The 16,933-nt window shown below is 75.6% G+C and carries 13 protein-coding genes; all 13 read left to right on the top strand.

Features of this window, described 5'->3' with window-relative positions; genetic code table 11:
- Nucleotides 1-20 precede the first annotated feature (20 nt).
- The 13 genes from CLV63_RS11115 (at nt 21) to CLV63_RS11055 (ending at nt 16,846) form a co-directional block, all read left to right on the top strand.
- The gene (locus CLV63_RS11115; protein WP_245928726.1) at nt 21-3,983 is read left to right on the top strand and encodes an amino acid adenylation domain-containing protein; all 3,963 of its coding nucleotides are present in this window, start codon (nt 21-23) and stop codon (nt 3,981-3,983) included.
- 93 nt (nt 3,984-4,076) lie between these two features.
- Nucleotides 4,077-4,289, top strand: a complete 213-nt coding sequence (locus CLV63_RS11110; RefSeq protein ID WP_106582871.1) for an MbtH family protein — start codon at nt 4,077-4,079, stop codon at nt 4,287-4,289.
- A 7-nt stretch (nt 4,290-4,296) separates the two neighbouring features.
- Nucleotides 4,297-5,568, top strand: coding sequence for an enterobactin transporter EntS (entS, locus tag CLV63_RS11105; RefSeq protein ID WP_106582870.1), 1,272 nt, complete (start codon nt 4,297-4,299; stop codon nt 5,566-5,568).
- Between the two features lie 255 nt (nt 5,569-5,823).
- On the top strand, nt 5,824-6,642 hold the full coding sequence (locus CLV63_RS11100; protein ID WP_106582869.1) for a siderophore-interacting protein: 819 nt from the start codon (nt 5,824-5,826) through the stop codon (nt 6,640-6,642).
- Nucleotides 6,643-6,752: 110 nt separating this feature from the next.
- Nucleotides 6,753-7,175 carry an aspartate 1-decarboxylase gene (gene panD, locus CLV63_RS11095; RefSeq protein WP_106582868.1) on the top strand — a complete coding sequence of 141 codons (423 nt, stop codon included), beginning with the start codon at nt 6,753-6,755 and terminating at the stop codon, nt 7,173-7,175.
- A gap of 130 nt (nt 7,176-7,305) precedes the next feature.
- A complete protein-coding gene (locus CLV63_RS11090; RefSeq protein WP_245928725.1) occupies nt 7,306-7,536 on the top strand; it encodes a hypothetical protein in 231 nt (76 codons plus the stop codon).
- A 409-nt stretch (nt 7,537-7,945) separates the two neighbouring features.
- Complete coding sequence (locus CLV63_RS11085; RefSeq protein ID WP_106582866.1) at nt 7,946-8,740, top strand: ABC transporter ATP-binding protein; 795 nt, start codon at nt 7,946-7,948, stop codon at nt 8,738-8,740.
- Nucleotides 8,733-9,452, top strand: a complete 720-nt coding sequence (locus tag CLV63_RS11080; RefSeq protein ID WP_106582865.1) for an ABC transporter ATP-binding protein — start codon at nt 8,733-8,735, stop codon at nt 9,450-9,452. Before CLV63_RS11085 ends, CLV63_RS11080 begins: the two co-directional genes overlap by 8 nt.
- A gap of 9 nt (nt 9,453-9,461) precedes the next feature.
- Nucleotides 9,462-10,313, top strand: coding sequence for a branched-chain amino acid ABC transporter permease (locus CLV63_RS11075; protein ID WP_106582864.1), 852 nt, complete (start codon nt 9,462-9,464; stop codon nt 10,311-10,313).
- 2 nt (nt 10,314-10,315) lie between these two features.
- The gene (locus CLV63_RS11070) at nt 10,316-11,398 is read left to right on the top strand and encodes a branched-chain amino acid ABC transporter permease (RefSeq protein ID WP_106582863.1); all 1,083 of its coding nucleotides are present in this window, start codon (nt 10,316-10,318) and stop codon (nt 11,396-11,398) included.
- Between the two features lie 63 nt (nt 11,399-11,461).
- The gene (locus tag CLV63_RS11065) at nt 11,462-12,778 is read left to right on the top strand and encodes an ABC transporter substrate-binding protein (RefSeq protein ID WP_106582862.1); all 1,317 of its coding nucleotides are present in this window, start codon (nt 11,462-11,464) and stop codon (nt 12,776-12,778) included.
- Between the two features lie 80 nt (nt 12,779-12,858).
- Nucleotides 12,859-15,624 (top strand): helix-turn-helix transcriptional regulator, encoded by a 2,766-nt coding sequence (locus CLV63_RS11060; protein WP_106582861.1) that lies wholly within the window; start codon nt 12,859-12,861, stop codon nt 15,622-15,624.
- A gap of 223 nt (nt 15,625-15,847) precedes the next feature.
- On the top strand, nt 15,848-16,846 hold the full coding sequence (locus CLV63_RS11055) for an NADPH:quinone oxidoreductase family protein (protein WP_106582860.1): 999 nt from the start codon (nt 15,848-15,850) through the stop codon (nt 16,844-16,846).
- Nucleotides 16,847-16,933 lie beyond the last annotated feature (87 nt).

Genomic DNA, 16,933 nt, shown 5'->3' with positions numbered 1-16,933 from the left:
GAAGAGAGGACCCACCCGACGTGGCCACGCAGCCCGCGTTGCAGGACGTGCTCCCGCTGACCCCTCTGCAAGAGGGCATGCTGTTCCACACCCTGTACAACGAGGACGAACTCGACGTCTACACCGTCCAGAGCGTCTACACCCTCACCAAGCCGCTGGACGCCGAGGCGCTGCGCGGCGCGCTCGCCGCGCTGCTGCGCCGCCACCCCAACCTGCGCGCGGGGTTCTGGCACGAGGGCGTCGCCCGCCCGGTGCAGTTCATCCCGCGCAAGGTCGCCTTCCCCTGGCGCGAGGTCGACCTGGCCGGGCTCGACGGCGCGGCGCAACAGGCCGAGATCGACCGGATCAGCGACACCGAGCGCGAACGCCGGTTCGACTTCACCCGGCCCCCGCTCACCCGCGCCGTCCTCGTCCGGCGCGGGCCCGACCACCACACGCTCCTGGTCACCAGCCACCACATCCTGATGGACGGCTGGTCGTTCGGGCTGTTCAGCCGCGAACTGTTCGAGCTGTACCGCGCGGGCGGCGACGACGCGGCCCTGCCCGCCGCCCCGGCGTTCCGCGACTACCTGGGGTGGCTCGCGGCCCAGGACGCCGACGCCGCGAAGGCCGCGTGGGGCCGCGCGCTCTCCGGGCCGGCGGAACCGACCCTCGTGGCGCGGCCCGACCCCGCCCGCGCCACCGTCGTGCCCCGATCCCACGCAGAACTGCTGCCCGCTGACCTCACCGCCGCGGTATCGGCACTCGCCCGCACGCTCGGGATCACCGCCAACACCGTGTACTACACGGCGTGGGCGCTGGCGCTGCGCGGCCTGGTGGGCCGCGACGACATCGTGTTCGGCAGCACCGTCTCGGGCCGCCCCGCCGAACTCGACGGCATCGACCGCGCGATCGGGCTGTTCCTCAACACGCTCCCCGTGCGCATCGCCGTGCGCCCCGGCGAGACCGCGACGGCGCTGCTGCGCCGCGTGCACGCCGAGCAGACCGACCTGCTCGCCCACCACCACCTCGGCCTCGCCGACATCCAGCGGGAGGCCGGCGCCGGGCAGCTCTTCGACAGCCTCTACGTGCTGCGCAACACCCCGCAGCGCGACGCGTCCTTCGACGCGCTCGCCGACGCCGTCGGACTGTCCGACCTCGCCGGCGGCGACTTCACCCACTACCCGCTGACCTTCGTGGTGCAGCCGGGGCCGCGCGCCGAGCTCACCCTCGCCTACCGCCCCGACCTGGTCGCCGACGACACGGCGCGGCGCACCCTCGACACCGTCCGCCGCGTGCTCGCCGCGGTCTGCGCCGACCCCGGCGCCCCGGTCGGCCGCCTGGACCCGACCGGGCCGCAGGAGCGCGCCCGGGTGCTGACCGCGTTCAACAGCACCGGGCGGGCCGTGCCCGACGCGTCGATCTCCCGGCTGCTGGAGGACGCGGCGCGCACCTGGCCGGACCGCACCGCCCTGGTGTTCGACGGCGCCGGGGTCGGCTTCGCCGACCTCGACGCCCGCGCCAACCGCCTCGCCCGCCACCTCGCGGCACTGGGCATCGGCCCCGAGTCGCGGGTGGCCCTCGGCCTGCCGCGCTCGGCCGACCTCGTCGTCGCCCTGTTCGCCGTGCTCAAGGCGGGGGCCGCCTACGTCCCCCTTGACCTGGACCACCCCGCCGACCGGCTCGCGCACATGCTGGACGACGCCGCCCCCGCCGCCGTCCTGGTGACCGCTGCCGCCGCCGGGCGCGTCCCGCACACAGCCGGGGCGCGGCGCATCACCCTCGACGACCCCGCCACCCGCGACGCGGTGGCCGCAGCACCCGGGCACCCGCTCGCCGATACCGAGCTCACCGCCCCGCCGCACCCCGACCACACCGCCTACGTCATCTACACCTCCGGCTCCACCGGCCGTCCCAAGGGGGTCAGCGTCGGCCGCCGCGGACTGACCAACATGCTGGTCAACCACCGCGAGCACATCTTCGACCCCGTAGTGGAGCGCGCGGGCGGCCGCGTCCTGCGCATCGCGCACACCGTCTCGTTCTCCTTCGACATGTCGTGGGAGGAGCTGCTCTGGCTCGTCCAGGGGCACGAGGTGCACCTCATGGACGAGGAGATGCGCCGCGACTCCGCCGCCTTGACCGGCTACTGCGCCGCGCACGCGATCGACGTCGTCAACGTGACCCCGTCCTACTGCGCCCAGCTCATCGAGGACGGGCTGCTCGCCGACCCGGGCCGCCGCCCCTGCCTGGTGCTCCTCGGCGGGGAGGCCGTGACCGGCGAGGTGTGGCGGGCCCTCGCCGACGCCGAGGGCGTCCTCGGCTACAACCTCTACGGCCCGACCGAGTACACGATCAACGCGCTGGGCGGCGGCACCGACGACAGCGCCGTCCCCACGGTCGGCGGCCCGATCGCCAACACCAGGGCCTACGTGCTCGACACCGGGCTGCACCCCGTCCCCGTCGGCGTCCCCGGCGAGCTGTACCTCAGCGGGGCCGGGACCGCCCGCGGCTACCACGGCAGGCCCGGCCTGACCGCCGAGCGGTTCGTCGCCGACCCCTTCGGCCCGGCCGGCGGGCTGATGTACCGGACCGGCGACCTGGTGCGCTGGGCGCCCGACGGCAGCGTCGACTTCCTCGGCCGCACCGACGACCAGGTCAAGGTGCGCGGCCACCGGATCGAGCCGGGCGAGGTCGAGGCGGAGCTGCGCGCCGAGCCCGACGTCGCCCAGGCCGCCGTCGTCGTGCGCGAGGACGCGCCGGGGGTCCGCCGGCTGGCCGGCTACCTCGTGGCGCGAGCCGGGGCGGCGGTCGACACCGAACTGGTGCGCAAGGCGCTGCGGGCGCGGCTGCCCGAGTACATGGTCCCCTCGGCGCTCACGGTCCTCGACGCGCTGCCGCTCACCGTCAACGGCAAGCTCGACCGGGCCGCGCTGCCCGCGCCGCCGGTCGCGGCGGGGGAGGGGCGCGCGCCGCGCGGCGCGGCGGAGGAGCTGCTGTGCGGGGTGTTCGCCGAGGTCCTCGGCGTGCCGCTGGTGGGGCCCGACGACGACTTCTTCGAGCTGGGCGGCCATTCGCTGCTGGCCATGCGGGTCGTCGGCCGCGTCCGCAAGGCGCTCGGCATCAGGCTGAACGTCGGCACCCTCATCGCCGCGCCCACGGTGGCGCGGCTCGCCGAGCACGTCGCCGGGCACCAGGGCGGCGCCCAGCTCGGCGGCCTCCTGCCGCTGCGCACCGCGGGCCGCGCCGAACCGCTGTTCTGCGTGCACCCCGCCGCCGGATTCGCCTGGCCGTTCGCTGCGCTGGTCCCCTACATCGACCAGCGGCGCCCGGTGTACGGCGTGCAGCACCCGGGGCTGCGCGGCGGCGACCCGGCGGGGGCCGCGGCGGACATCGAGGAGCTCGCCGCCCACTACATCGAGCAGATCCGCACGGTCCAGCCCGAAGGCCCCTACCACCTGCTGGGCTGGTCGTTCGGCGGCCAGGTCGCCCACGCCATGGCGGTGCTCCTCCAGGACGCGGGCGAGGACGTGGGCCTGCTCGGGATGCTCGACACCTACCCGCTGGAGGCTCTGGGCACCGAGGAGCCCTCGGCCGCCGAACTGGAGCAGGAGGCGCTGCGCGCCGTCCTCGACCTCGCCCGCGCGGCACCGCCCGACCCCGCGGCGGGGCCCCTGACCCGCGACCGGGTCGTCGCCGACGCCGACGGCGGCCTCCTCACCGGGCTCGGCCCCGACACCATCGGCGCGATCGCCGACACCTGGCAGGCCGCCACCCGGCTCATGCACGCCGCCCGGCACCGCCGCTTCGACGGCGACGTGCTGTTCTTCACGGCGACGGCGAGCGTCCCGGCGGCGGACCTGCACCGCACCTGGGAGCCCTACGTCAGCGGCGCCGTCCGCGCGCACGGGGTGAACTGCCGCCACGACGACATGGCCGCGCCGACCGCGCTCAGCGTGATCGGCCCGATCGTCGACCGGGCGCTGCGCGCCCGACCCGACGCCTGACCCGGGCGGCGGTGCCCCGCCGCGCGGGAACCCGCGCCCGGACCCAGCGGACCCGCGCAGCGCGGGTCCGGACCCCGACTGCAAGGAGCAGTGATGACCAACCCGTTCGACGACCCCGACGGCGACTTCCTCGTCCTCGTCAACGACGAGGGGCAGCACTCGCTGTGGCCCGAGTTCGCCGCGGTCCCCGCCGGCTGGCAGGTCGCCCACAGTTCGGCGCCGCGCCAGGTGGCGCTCGACTACATCGACCGCACCTGGACCGACCTGCGCCCCGCGTCCCTGCGCGCCGCCATGGGGGAGTCCTGACCCGCGGATGAGACTCGCCCACATCGCCATCGACCTCAGCCCGCTCCGCGACGTCCCCGCGTTCCGGATCGTGTTCACCGCGCGGCTCGTCTCGCTGTTCGGGATCGGGTTCACCATGGTCGCGCTGCCGCTCCAGGTGTACGCCATCACCGGCTCGTCCTTCATGGTCGCCACCGTCGCCGCCGCGGCGGGCGTCTCGACGTTCTGCGGGACCCTGGCCGGGGGGCTGCTCGCCGACCGGATGGACCGGCGCACGCTCATGGTGATCGGCAGGGCCGCCGGGACGGCGGCGTTCGCCGCGCTGGCGGTGAACTGCGCCGTCCCCGGCGGGCCCTACCTGGCGGTGATCTACGGGGCCGCCGTGGTCAACGGCCTGATCGGCGCGTTCAGCGCCGTCGCGCTCCAGGCGGCGGCGCCCGGCCTGGTGGGCAAGGACCGGCTGGCGGCCACGGGCGCGCTCATCGCGCTCACCACCCAGCTGGGATCGGTGCTGGCCCCCGCGCTGGGCGGCGTGATCATCGCGGCGTGGGGGTTCGGGGTGAACTACACGGTCACCGCCGCCGCGTCCGCCCTGACCACGGTGGTCGTGGCGCGGCTGCCGCCGCTGCGGCCCGGCGCGGGGGACGGGAAGGCGCCGATCGCCGCCGCCATCCGGTCCGGGCTGGGCTTCGCCGCCCGCCACCGCGTGGTCGGCCCGCTGCTGCTGCTCGGCTTCGCGCAGCTGCTGTTCGCCACGCCGCAGGTGCTCATCCCGCAATTCACCGCGGAGGTGCTGGGCGGCGGCGAGGGGACGGCGGGCCTGCTCTACACCGCGCCCGCGGTGGGCGCCGTCCTCGGCTCCCTCACCAGCGGGTGGACCGGCCGGGTGCACTACCACGGGGCGCTGCTGCCGGTGGTGGTCGCCGTGTGCGGCACCGCGGTCGCGGGGTTCGGGCTGAGCCCGTGGCCGGCCGCCGCGTTCGCCGTCCTCGTCGTGCTCGGCTTCGCCGAGGTCACCGAGGAGATCCTGCGCTACTCACTGCTCCAGGCGCACACGCCCGACCCGCTGCGCGGCCGCGTCAACAGCCTATGGACGGCCCAGGCCACGGTCGGCACGTCCCTGGGCGCGATGACGCTGGGCGCGCTCGCCCCCCTGGTGGGGCCGGTCGCGGCGATCGTCGCGGGCGGCGCGCTCACCGTGGCGTCGGCGGCGGCGGTCGCGGCGCTCTTCCCCGGCCTGCGCGCGGCGTGGCCGAGCGGGGAGGCGGCGGCCGGGGCGGGCGAGCCGGAACGGCGGTGAGCGGGACCGCCCCCGCCCGCGTTCCGCCCCCTGGTGCCGCGGCCGGCCGGGCGGGGCCGCCGCGGGAGGCCCACTGCGGCGGAACGCAGCGAGGAAGATAGGTTAGCGTTGCCTAAGTAGGCCGGCGCCGGGTGCGGCGGGGCGCCGCCGGCCGCGCCGCACGGCCGGCCCGCGCGATCCCGTCCGGCGGGCGCCATCGGCAGCGCCGACCCTGCCGCCCACGACCACCCCAGAAGCAAACGAGGAGAACGCCTGATGGCGCAGCCGCGCAGCAAGTCCCGGACCGAGCTGTTCCCGCTTACCCCGCGCCTGCTCGACGTGCGAGCGGTCCGCCGGATCACCCCGCGGATGATCCGGGTCACCCTGGGCGGGGACCAGCTCGCCGGGTTCCGCACCGCCAACTTCGCCGACCACGTCAAGCTGTGGTTCCCCGATGAGGAGACCGGCGCCCACGTCCTCCCCGAACTCGACGGGGACGGCCGGGTCGGCAACTTCCGCGCCCCCGGTGTGATCTTCCGCGACTACACCGTCCGCGGCTACGACGACGCCCGCCAGACCCTCGACATCGACTTCGTCGACCACGACCACGGACCCGCCGGGCGCTGGGCCGGCCGCGCCGCGCCCGGCGACCGGATCGGGGTCCTCGGTCCGCGCGGCACCGTGCACGTGCCCACCGGCGCCGACTACTACATCATCGCCGCCGACGAGACCGCCCTGCCCGCCGCGGCCCGCTGGCTGGAGGAGCTGCCCCGCGACGCCCGCGTGTTCGCGTTCCTGGAGGTCGCCGACAGCGGCGAGGAGCAGCCCATCGACGCGCCCGCAGGGGCGGCCGTGACCTGGCTGCACCGCGGCACGGCCGCGCCGGGCACCACCGGGATCCTGGAGGCGGCCGTGCGCGCGCTGCCACTGCCCGAGGGCGACGGGTTCGCGTGGGCCGCGGGCGAGGCGCTGTCGCTGAAGCCGATCCGGCGCCACTTCAAGGACCTCGGCTTCGCCAAGGACGACGGCTACGAGGTCGACGGGTACTGGCGGCGCGGCACCGTCAACCTCGACCACCACGAGGACGACGACTAGGGAGTGCGTGGAGCGGCGCCCCGGCCGCGGGCGGGCGGGGCGCGGTCGGCGATGATCGGGGTGCCACGGGACCCCGCCGGGGCCTGGAGAGCGAAACAGGAGCAGTCACCGTGCAGCGCACCCTCATCAACGGCAAGATCCACCGGGCCACCGTCACCCGCGCCGACCTCCACTACGTCGGCTCCATCACCCTGGACGCCGACCTCATGGCGGCGGCCGACCTGGTCGACGGCGAGCAGGTGCACGTCGTCGACATCGACAACGGCAACCGCCTGGTCACCTACGCCATCACGGGCGAGCGCGGCAGCGGCGTGGTCGGCGTCAACGGCGCCGCCGCCCGCCTCGTCGCACCCGGCGACCTGGTGATCGTCATGTCGTACGCGGTCATGGACGACGCGGAGCGGCGCACGCACACGCCCCGCGTCGTCCACGTCGACCGCGGCAACCGCATCGTCGCCCTCGGCGGCGACCCCGCCGCCCCGGTGCCGGGCTCCGGGCTGTCGTCCGGAGCGGACACCGCCCCCGCCCGGTAGGGGCGGCGGAGGCCCTATTCGGCCATCCTCTTTCGGCGCTCCGACGTGAAACAGCGGGAATGGCAGGGTATGCCCAGATTCCAAACCGCCGTCGTGATCGGTGGGCAAGGTGGGATCCGGGAGGGCGCGGGTGAGCGACGAGGAGCGCCACCGCGCCGCTGCGCACGTCCAATGGCAGAAACAGGGGGCGTGGCTCGTACTGTGGGGCGCCTACACCCGCCGGTTCTGGGCGTTCGCGTGCTGGCCGGTGCCCGAGGGCGGCGAGGTCGTGTCGGCGCCGACCGTCGGCGAGCTCTACACCCGCATGCGCGACTCCGAACGCCGCCACGACTTCATGACTTGGCGCTACGGCAGGCGCTGAACCGCGCGCCCGCACGCGGCGGGCCGGTTCGCCGGGCCGATGCGACCGGGCCGGCCGCGCCGCACGCGCCGGCCGGGCCGGCGCCGGCTGCCCGCCGAGCCGCGGCCCCGCCCCGGTACCGCGGATGCGCGCCGTGCGGCCCGCGCCCTATCGGTGAAATCACCGGTTCCCGCCCGCGGGCCTTCCGGCCGCAGGAACCCCTTCTGTAGCTTGACGGCACGGCGAGCGCGCGATCGCCCGAGGAAGTGGAAACCGCCGGAGCCGCCCGTCCCCGCGGGCCGCCGGGCGGCGGCATCCCGGAGTACCCCCTTCGACGGTCCGAGTCCCCCTCAGCGGCGCGCCGCGTCCCGAGTCCGCCGTGCCCCCGTGGGCGGGCCGCGCCGCCCCGCCGGCACAGAGAAGAGCACCGATGCCCCCGGATCCCGTGGACCACCTGTTGAGTGTGCACGGTGTGAGCGTGCGGTTCGGCGGGCTCGCCGCGCTCGACGACGTGCGGATCGACGTCCCCGCCGGCACGGTCGCCGGGCTCATCGGACCCAACGGCGCGGGCAAGACCACCCTGTTCAACGTCGTCTCCGGGCTGCTGCGCCCGGACTCCGGCCGCATCGAGTGGAAGGGGCGGACGCTGCGGCGGCACCGCCCCCACGACCTCGCCGGCCTGGGGATCGCACGCACCTTCCAAGGGCTCAACCTGTTCGGCGGGCTGCCGGTGCTCGACAACGTCATGGTCGGCGCCGAGCGCTTCGCACGGGGCGGGGCGGTGTCGATGCTCACCGGGCTCGGTGCCCACGGGCGCGACGAGCGGCTCATGCGGGACCGCGCGATGGCGGTCCTCGAGGAGTTCGGCATCGCCGGAACCGCGCGCTCCCTGCCGGGCACCCTGCCCTTCGGCCTCCAGAAGAGGGTCGCCCTCGCGCGGGCCGTGGTCGCGGAGCCCGAACTGCTGCTGCTCGACGAGCCCGCCGCCGGGATCTCGGCGGACGATATCGGCGCGCTGGCGGAGCTCATCGGCCGACTCGGCGAGCGGATGGGCGTGCTGCTCGTCGAGCACCACGTCGACCTGGTCATGCAGGTGTGCGAGCGGATCACGGTCCTCGACTTCGGCAGGGTCATCTGCGCGGGGCCGCCGGAGGCGGTCCGGGCGGACCCCGGCGTCGCGGAGGCCTACCTCGGCACCGGAGAGGAGGCGGCGGACGATGCCTGAGCCGGCGCTGCTGCGCATCGAGGGGCTCACCGCCGACTACGGCGCCGTGCGCGCGCTCTCGGGTGTGAGCATGGCCTTCGAGAAGGGACGCGTCCACGCGGTCCTCGGGGCGAACGGGGCCGGGAAGACGACCCTGCTGCGCGCGATCGGGGGGCTGCACCCGGTCGCGGCGGGCCGGGTGCTGCTGCGCGGGGACGACGTGACCCGGATGCCGGTCGAGCAGCGTGTGCGGCACGGGATCGCGCACGTCCCCGAAGGCGGCGGGATCATCGTCGAGCTGACCGTGGCGGAGAACATCCGCCTCGGTGCGCTCTGGCGGCGTCGTTCGGAGCGTCCGGCGGCCCTCGCGGCGGCGTTCGACCTGTTCCCGCCGCTGGCCGAGCGGCGGGCCCGGCCCGCGGCGACCCTCTCGGGCGGTGAACGCCAGATGCTCGCCATCGGCCGCGCCCTGGCGGCCCGCCCAGAGGTGCTGCTGCTCGACGAGCCCTCACTCGGGCTGGCGCCGCGCGTCACCCGCCAGATCATGCTGCTGCTCCGCAGGCTCTGCGACTCCGCGGACATGGCCGTGGTCCTCGTCGAGCAGAACGCGCGCGGCGCACTCGCCGTGAGCGACCGCGGGTCGGTGCTCGCCCAAGGGGAGGTCGTCGCCGCGGCGGCCCCCGGCGAGCTGCTCGCCGATGACCGCATGCGCCACGCCTACCTGGGATTCTGAGGTGCGATCGTGGACCGGTTCGTGGACCTGACCCTCAACGGCGCCGCCAACGGCGCCGTCTACGCCGCGCTGGCGCTCTCGCTGGTCATCATCTACCAGGCGACCCGCGTCGTGAACTTCGCCCAGCCCGCCCTGGCCCTCATCGCCGTCTACATCGCCTACTCGGTGAGCGGCCTGACCGGCCGCTACTGGCTCGGGTTCGCGGCGGCGCTGCTCGCCGGCCTGCTCATGGGCGCCCTCACCGAACGCCTGCTGATCCGGTCCGTGCACGACAGGTCCCCGCTCAGCGCGGTCATCGTGACGCTCGGGCTGCTGCTCGTGCTCCAGGGCGCCGCGGGGATGATCTGGACGAACGAGCCGCACTCCTTCCCGTACCCCATGGACTTCCGGGGGCGGTTCTCCGCCTCCGACGCCTTCGCGCTGGTTTCGGTCGGCACCGCCGCGGCCCTGGTGTTCGCCCTGTACCGGTTCACCCCGCTCGGGCTGCGGATGCGCGCCGCCGCCCACAGGCCGGAGGCCGCCCGCGTCGCCGGGGTCCGCGTCGGCCTGATGCTCACCACCGGGTGGGCGCTGGCGTCCGCGATCGGCGCCCTCGCGGCGATGCTCGCCGTCCCGCCCTTCGTCTCGCCCAACGTCCTGGACGCGGTGTTCGTGTACGGCATCACCGCGGCCGTCGTGGGCGGGCTCGACAACCCGTTCGGCGCCCTCGCGGGCGGGGTGCTGGTCGGCCTGGGGCTGTCCTACGTCTCGGGGTACGCGGGCCCCGAGCTCGCCCCCCTCGCCTGCCTGGCGATCCTGGTCGCCGTCCTCAGCGCCCGCCCGGCCGGGCTGTTCGCCGCGCCCTCCGCCCGAAAGGTATGACGATGGCTTCTCCCGCGCCGCGGCCCGCGGCCGACGAGGTCCGCCCGCCGGCCGGGCCGCCGGCCCCGGTCGGCACACGGGCCCGCTGGTCGACAGTGCCGCTGGTCGTGCGGCACCTGGTCCTGGCGGCGGGGGCGCTCGCCGCCGTCCTGCTGCTCATCGCGGCGACCGACACGGTGAACACCATGCGGATCGCCGCCGTCGGCTACTCGGTCCTGGCGATCGCCGGGCTCCAGGTCCTCATCGGTGCGAGTGGCCAGGTCTCGCTCGGCCACGGCGCGTTCATGTTCATCGGCGCGTACACGGTCGCCCTGCTCGTCATCCGGCTGCCGATGCTGCCGCTCTGGGTGAACCTGCTGATCACCGTTGCGGTCAGCGCGGCGGCGGGGGTGGTGGTCGGCGGGGCGACCGCCCGGTTGCACGGCCCCTACCTGGCGGGCGCGACACTGGCCCTCGCCGTGGGGCTGCCGTCGCTGGCGGTGCGGTTCCCCGAACTGCTGGGCGGCGGCAACGGCCTGGCCTTCACCACGCGCGGGGCGCCGCCGGCACTGGCGGCGACGGTGTCGACGGCCCAGTGGCAGGCCGCGGCCGTGTGGTTCACCGTGCTGCTCGCGCTCACCGTCCTCGCCACCGTCAGCCGCGGCCGGCTGGGACGGCGCATGCGCGCCGTCCGGGACGACCCGCTGGCAGCGGCGGCCGCGGGGATCCCGGTGGGCCGCACCAAGGTGGCGGCGTTCGTCCTCAGCGCCTGCTGCGGGGGGCTCGCCGGCGCCTGCCAGGGCTACCTCCTGGGCACGGCGACACCGAGCTCGTTCACGCTCGCCCTGTCGCTCAGCCTGCTCGCCGCGCTCGTGTTCGGCGGGATGGGCAGCCTGTGGGGGGCACTGTGGGGCGGCGCGGCCCTCGTCTACCTGGAGGTGTGGGCCGAGGACGCCGCCCACGCCCTCTCCCTGGGCACCAGTGTCACCAACAACCTGCCGATTGTCCTCTTCGGCCTGATCCTCATCGTCGTCGTCCTGCTGCGCCCCGACGGTGTGCACGGCGCCGTGCGGGACGCCGCCGGCGCCGTCCGCCGGGCCCGATGAGGCGCCGCTCCGCCGCCGCCCCCGAGTCTCCGCTCCCACCCCCGATCCCCAGGAGAGTCCGCCATGAGTCCACGAACACCCGTACTCGCGATCGGATTGACACTCGCCCTGCTGGCGACGGCGTGCGGCGGCGCGGGTGAGGTCGAGGAGGGCCGCACCGCCGACCTGGACGTCGCCACCGGTGTCACCGACGACACGGTCCGCATCGGCACGCACCAGCCGCTCACCGGGCCGGCCGCGCCCGGCTACGCCCAGATATCCGCCGGGGCGAAGGCGGTGTTCGAATACGTCAACGAGAACGGCGGCGTCAACGGGCGGCGGATCGAGTACCTGGTCGAGGACGACGGCTACGACCCGGTCCGCACCATCGACGTCACCCGCGAACTGGTCGCCTCCGACGAGATCTTCGCGATGCTCGGCGGGCTCGGCACCCCCACCCACTCGAAGGTCGTCGACTACCTCAACAAGGAGGGGGTCCCCGACCTGTTCGTCTCCTCGGGCGCGCTGATGTGGAACGCCCCGGAGAAGAGCCCGCTCACCTACGGCTACCAGGTCGACTACACCAAGGAGGCGAAGATCCAGGGGGAGTTCATCGCCGACGAGTTCCCCGACGAGAAGATCGGCTTCTTCTACCAGAACGACGACGTCGGCGAGGACTCCCGGGCGGGCCTGGAACGGTACCTCGGCGACGAGATCGTCGAGGAGCAGCGCTACGAGTCCGGTGTCACCGAGATCGGGCCCCAGATCGCGGCGCTGAAGAAGGCCGGCGCCGACGTCGTGGTGTGCGCCTGCATCCCGACCTACGTCGCGCTGGCGATCGTGGAGTCCGAGCGCATCGGGTACCGCCCGCAGTTCGTGGTCTCCAGTATCGGCGCCGACACCGAGACCTTGAAGGGCCTGCTCACGGAGTTCACCGACGGCGCGGGGGAGGACGCCGTGGAGGAGCTGCTCGACGGGCTCATCGCAACGGCCTACCTGCCGCAGGTCGGTATGGCGGAGGACCCGTGGATCGGCCTCTACCGCAAGATCCACGAGGACCACAACAAGGACGGCGCGTTCACCAACACCACCGTCTACGGGATGGTGCAGGCGACGCTGTTCGCCCAGGTGCTCAAGGAGGCGGGGCGCGACCTGACCCGGCAGTCGCTGCTCGACGCGCTGGAGTCGCGCGAATGGGCCGGTCCGGGGCTCGTCCCGTTCGCGGCCTCGAAGGACGACCACGGCGGGTTCGCCGGGGCGATGGTCACGCGCTTCCACGCCGGCGGCGAACCGGAGACCCTGCGCGAGCCCAAGGTGACCGACCGCGAGGGCGGCGCGATCTCCGGCTTCGAGCTGGAGCGTCCCGACCCCGGCGAGACGGAGTTCTTCGACGGCGGGTGAGCGGCCGGCCGCGCCACCCGGTCGGCCGCCGCGGCGATCCGGGCCTTCACCCGCGGTCGGCACCTCGGTAACCTGAGGCGGTGTCCACCGCGCAGACCGGCGCCGGGCCCCGGCGGTACGGCCGCAGTGAGGCGGCCGGACTGCTGGCGCGGAGCATCGCCGCCGCCGCGACGGGCGGCGGTTCGGCGACCGTCGTGTCGGGACCGCCCGGTTCGGGCAAGACCACGCTGCTCGCCGAGGCGGCGGCGATGCGCCCCGGTGCCACCGTGCTGCGCGCGCGGGGCAGGCGGGCCGAGACCGGCATCGCGCTGGCGGGGCTGCACGCGCTCCTGCGCCCGGCCCGGCACCGCTTCGGCGACCTCCGCCCCGACCACGGCGGCGTGCTCACCCGCGCACTGGAACAAGGGCGCGCCGGCGACGCCGACGGGATGCCGCTCTACCTGGCCACCCTGGACCTGCTCGCGCTGCTCGCGCGCGACGGGCCGCTCCTGTGCCTGATCGACGACTGCCATTGGATGGACCGGCGGTCCCTCGCCCTGCTGTCCTTCGCCGCCCACCGGGCCGACGACCTCGCGCTCTGCATGCTCTTCGGGTCGCGGGCGGCGGACCTTCCGGCGGAGCTGGCCGACCTGCCCGCCCACGCCCTGGCACCCATGCCGCCGGAGGCGCTCGACGCCGTGCTGCTCGACGCCTTCGCCGACCTCGACCCGACCGTGCGCGCGGAGCTGGCGGCGCGGGCCCACGGCAACCCGGCCCTGGCAGTGGAGCGGGCGCGGGCGCTCACCCCGGCCGAGCGGGCGGCCGAGTCGCCGCTGCCGCTGACACCGGCGGTTCCCGACCGCGTCATGGACGCCTACGCCGACCTGCTCCGGTCGCTCTCCGCGGGCACGGAGCGCCTGCTGCTGCTCGCGGCGTTGGAGCCCGGGGTCGAGACCGCGGCGGTCGAGCGGCTCGACGACTGCTGGCCCGACACCCCCTGGCCCGACGCCGCCACCGCGCTGGGGGACGCCGGCCGGGCGGGGGCGCTGCGTGCCGGCACCGACCGCTTGGAGTGCGCCGACCCGGTCCTGGCCGACGCCGCCTGGCAGGCGGCGGCCCCGGCGCTGCGGCGCGAGGCCCACCAGGTGATGGCACGGATCATGGCCGGGCAGGGCGCCCAGAGCAGGGCCCTGTGGCACCGGGCGGCCGCCTCGGCGGCCGGCGACGAGGCGCTGAGCGCCGAACTCGCCGCTGCGGCGCGCACCTCCGGGCTCGCCGCGGCGGAGGCATCGCGGCTGCTGGAGCGCTCGGCCGAGCTGACCGCCCGCCGCGGCGCCAAGGCGTCGCGGCTCACCGCCGCCGCCTACCAGGCGTGGACGGCGGGGCGGCCGTGCCGCAGTGCGGCGCTGGTCGAGCGGGCCGTGCCGCACATGGCCTACGTCCGCACGGTCGGGCTCGCCGACCTGGTCGACGGCCACCTCGCGATCCGGATGGACGATCCGATCGCCGGCTGCGACCGCCTGCTGGAGGCGGCGCGCGCGACGGCGCCCTACGACCGGGAGTGCGCGCTCCACCTGCTGCTGCGCGCCGCCGACGCCGCGGCGCTGGCGGGTGATCCGGCCCGGCACGCCGCCGCGAGCCGGCGCGCGGCCGAGGTGTGCTCGCCCGACGCCGCGCTCCAGTTGCGTGCGGGGGTCACCTACGCCACGGGAACGCAAGCCGCTTTCACCGGCGACTACCGGGCGGCGGGCGGGCCGCTGCGCCATGCGCTCGACCTCGCCGAGGGCGGCGACGACCCGGTGAGCCTGGTCCGGGGGATCGTGGGCGCGCTGCGCCTCGGCGACCCGGCGCGGTCGCGCCGCCTCGCCGAACGCGCCCTGGCGGCCGCCCGGTCGAGCGGCGCGGCGTCGATGGTGCCGCAGGCGCTGGCGTTCGCGTCCTACACCGACTTCTGGACCGTCCCGGCGCCGCGGGTCGCCGAGCGCGCCGAACTGGGGCTCCGGTTGTCGCGCGCGACCGGCCAGCGCGCCTACGCGGCGCACCACATGGCGGCGCTGGCCATGGCCGCGGCGCTCCAGGGCGACGAGGCCACCTGCGCGCTGCGCGCCGGGCTGGTCGCCGAACACAGCCTGCCGCACCCGCTGGGGCTCCCGGCCGCCCTGGCGGCGTGGGCCATGGCCTTCGCGGAGCTGTCGGCGGGCCGCGCGCGCGAGGCCGCGGCACGCCTGGAGGAGCTGGCGTCCTCAGAGCCCTACCAGGGACACCGCGAGATCCGCCTGCTGAGCGCGCCCCTCTACGTCGAAGCGGCCGTGCGCATCGGGGCGAAGGAGCGCGCCGCCGCCGCGCTCGCCGGGTACGAGCGCTGGGCCACCAGCACCGCGGGCCCGGAACAGCGGGCGCTCCTGGCCCGCTGCCGGGCGCTGCTGAGCGAGGGGGCCGCGGCGCACGAGCACTTCGAGGAGGCCGTGCGGCTGCACCGCAGCGGCGAAAGGGGCGGCGTCGAGGAGGCGCGGACGCGGCTCGCCTTCGGCTCGTTCCTGCGCCGCGGCCGGCTGCCGTCCGCGGCCCGGCCGCACCTGCGCTTCGCGGCCGAGGCGCTGGCGCGGCTCGAAATGCCGCTGCTGCACCGGCAGGCCGTCCAGCAGCTCCGCGCCACCGGCGGCCTGCCGGAGCAGGGGACCGCCGCCCCGGCCGTCCTGACCCCGCAGCAGGAGCAGATCTCGCGCCTGGTCGCCGAGGGGGCCACCAACAGGGAGATCGCCCGCGGGCTGCACATCAGCCCCCGCACGGTCGAGCACCACCTGCGCAACATCTTCGCGCGCCTCGAGATCCGCTCGCGCGTCGACCTGGCCCGCCGCTTCGGCTAGTAGGCGCCTGCCGGGTACCGGTCCGGCGCGGGGATCGGGGTGCGGACGCCGGTCCTCATGCCCTGCCGATCAAAAACCAATCCTGGTAGTTTGCGGCGTGTGCACGAGGCCGCCGGGCAGCGGCGGCAAACCCTCGGCACCGAACCGGCGCAGCGCACGCGGCCTGATCGCCTTCGCCGACGCGAACCGAGCGGGAACCGGGATTCGGGAGAGAGGCGGGACGATGCGGGCATGGTCGGTCGGCGCAACGGGTGATCCGGCGCAGGTACTGGAGCGGGCGGAGGTCGAGCGCCCCGAACCGGGGAAGGGGGAGGTGCTGGTGCGCGTCCGCGCGGCGGCGCTGAACTTCCCCGACGCGCTGATGATCCGGGGCGGGTACCAGGAGCGGCCGCCGCTGCCGTTCACACCGGGGATCGAACTGTGCGGCGACGTCGTCGCCGCCGGGCCTGGCACGCAGGCCGTCGTCGGCGAGCGGGTCATGGGGGCGAGCGTGCTCCCGCACGGCGGACTCGCCGAGTACGCCATCGCGGCGGCCGACATGCTCTTCCCCGCACCCGCGCGGTTCGACGACGCCCAGGCCGCCGCCTTCACCGTCGCCTACCAGACCGGCTGGTTCGCGCTGCACCGCCGCGCCGCCCTGCGCAGCGGGGAGACGCTGCTCGTGCACGCCGCGGCCGGCGGCGTCGGCAGCGCCGCGGTCCAGCTCGGCAAGGCGGCGGGCGCCCGGGTGGTGGGGGTCGTGGGCGGCGCGGCGAAGGCCGCCGCCGCACGGGAGTCGGGCGCCGACGCGGTGGTCGACCGCACCCTGTACCCCGAGCAGCGCGCGTTCGCCCAGGCCCTCAAGGACGCGTGCGGGCCGGGCGGCGCCGACGTGGTCTACGACCCGGTGGGCGGGGCGGCGTTCGCCGCGTCGACCAAGGCCGTGGCGTTCGAGGGGCGGATCGTGGTGGTGGGCTTCGCCGGGGGCGAGATCGCCCAGGCGGCGACCAACCACGCGCTGGTGAAGAACTACGCCGTCCTCGGCCTGCACTGGGGCCTGTACCGCTCGCGCGCGCCGGAGCTGATCCGCGACGCCGCGCGGGACCTCGCGGAGTCGGTGCAGAGCGGCGCCCTCACCCCCGTGGTCTCGCGGCGCCTGGAGTTCGACCAGGCAGCCGAGGGCCTGACCGAGCTGGCGGCGGGACGCTCGACCGGCCGCCTGGTCGTCGACGTCGCCGGCTGACGGCCCCGTCCGGCTCCGCATTTCCCCGTTGATCTTGACAAAAGTGTTCCCTCGGCCGCGCTTGAGGGGACACTTTTGTCAAGATCG

Source organism: Murinocardiopsis flavida (genome assembly GCF_003014485.1).
Classification (GTDB): Bacteria; Actinomycetota; Actinomycetes; order Streptosporangiales; family Streptosporangiaceae; genus Murinocardiopsis; species Murinocardiopsis flavida.
This window is presented reverse-complemented; position numbering and strand designations above follow the sequence as displayed.

What these genes read in the sequence shown, in the direction of transcription:
- CLV63_RS11110 (WP_106582871.1), top strand. Translation starts at nt 4,077, where the DNA reads ATGACCAACCCGTTCGACGACCCCGACGGCGACTTCCTCGTCCTCGTC.
- entS (WP_106582870.1), top strand. Translation starts at nt 4,297, where the DNA reads ATGAGACTCGCCCACATCGCCATCGACCTCAGCCCGCTCCGCGACGTC.
- CLV63_RS11100 (WP_106582869.1), top strand. Translation starts at nt 5,824, where the DNA reads ATGGCGCAGCCGCGCAGCAAGTCCCGGACCGAGCTGTTCCCGCTTACC.
- CLV63_RS11085 (WP_106582866.1), top strand. Translation starts at nt 7,946, where the DNA reads ATGCCCCCGGATCCCGTGGACCACCTGTTGAGTGTGCACGGTGTGAGC.
- CLV63_RS11080 (WP_106582865.1), top strand. Translation starts at nt 8,733, where the DNA reads ATGCCTGAGCCGGCGCTGCTGCGCATCGAGGGGCTCACCGCCGACTAC.
- CLV63_RS11070 (WP_106582863.1), top strand. Translation starts at nt 10,316, where the DNA reads ATGGCTTCTCCCGCGCCGCGGCCCGCGGCCGACGAGGTCCGCCCGCCG.
- CLV63_RS11065 (WP_106582862.1), top strand. Translation starts at nt 11,462, where the DNA reads ATGAGTCCACGAACACCCGTACTCGCGATCGGATTGACACTCGCCCTG.
- CLV63_RS11055 (WP_106582860.1), top strand. Translation starts at nt 15,848, where the DNA reads ATGCGGGCATGGTCGGTCGGCGCAACGGGTGATCCGGCGCAGGTACTG.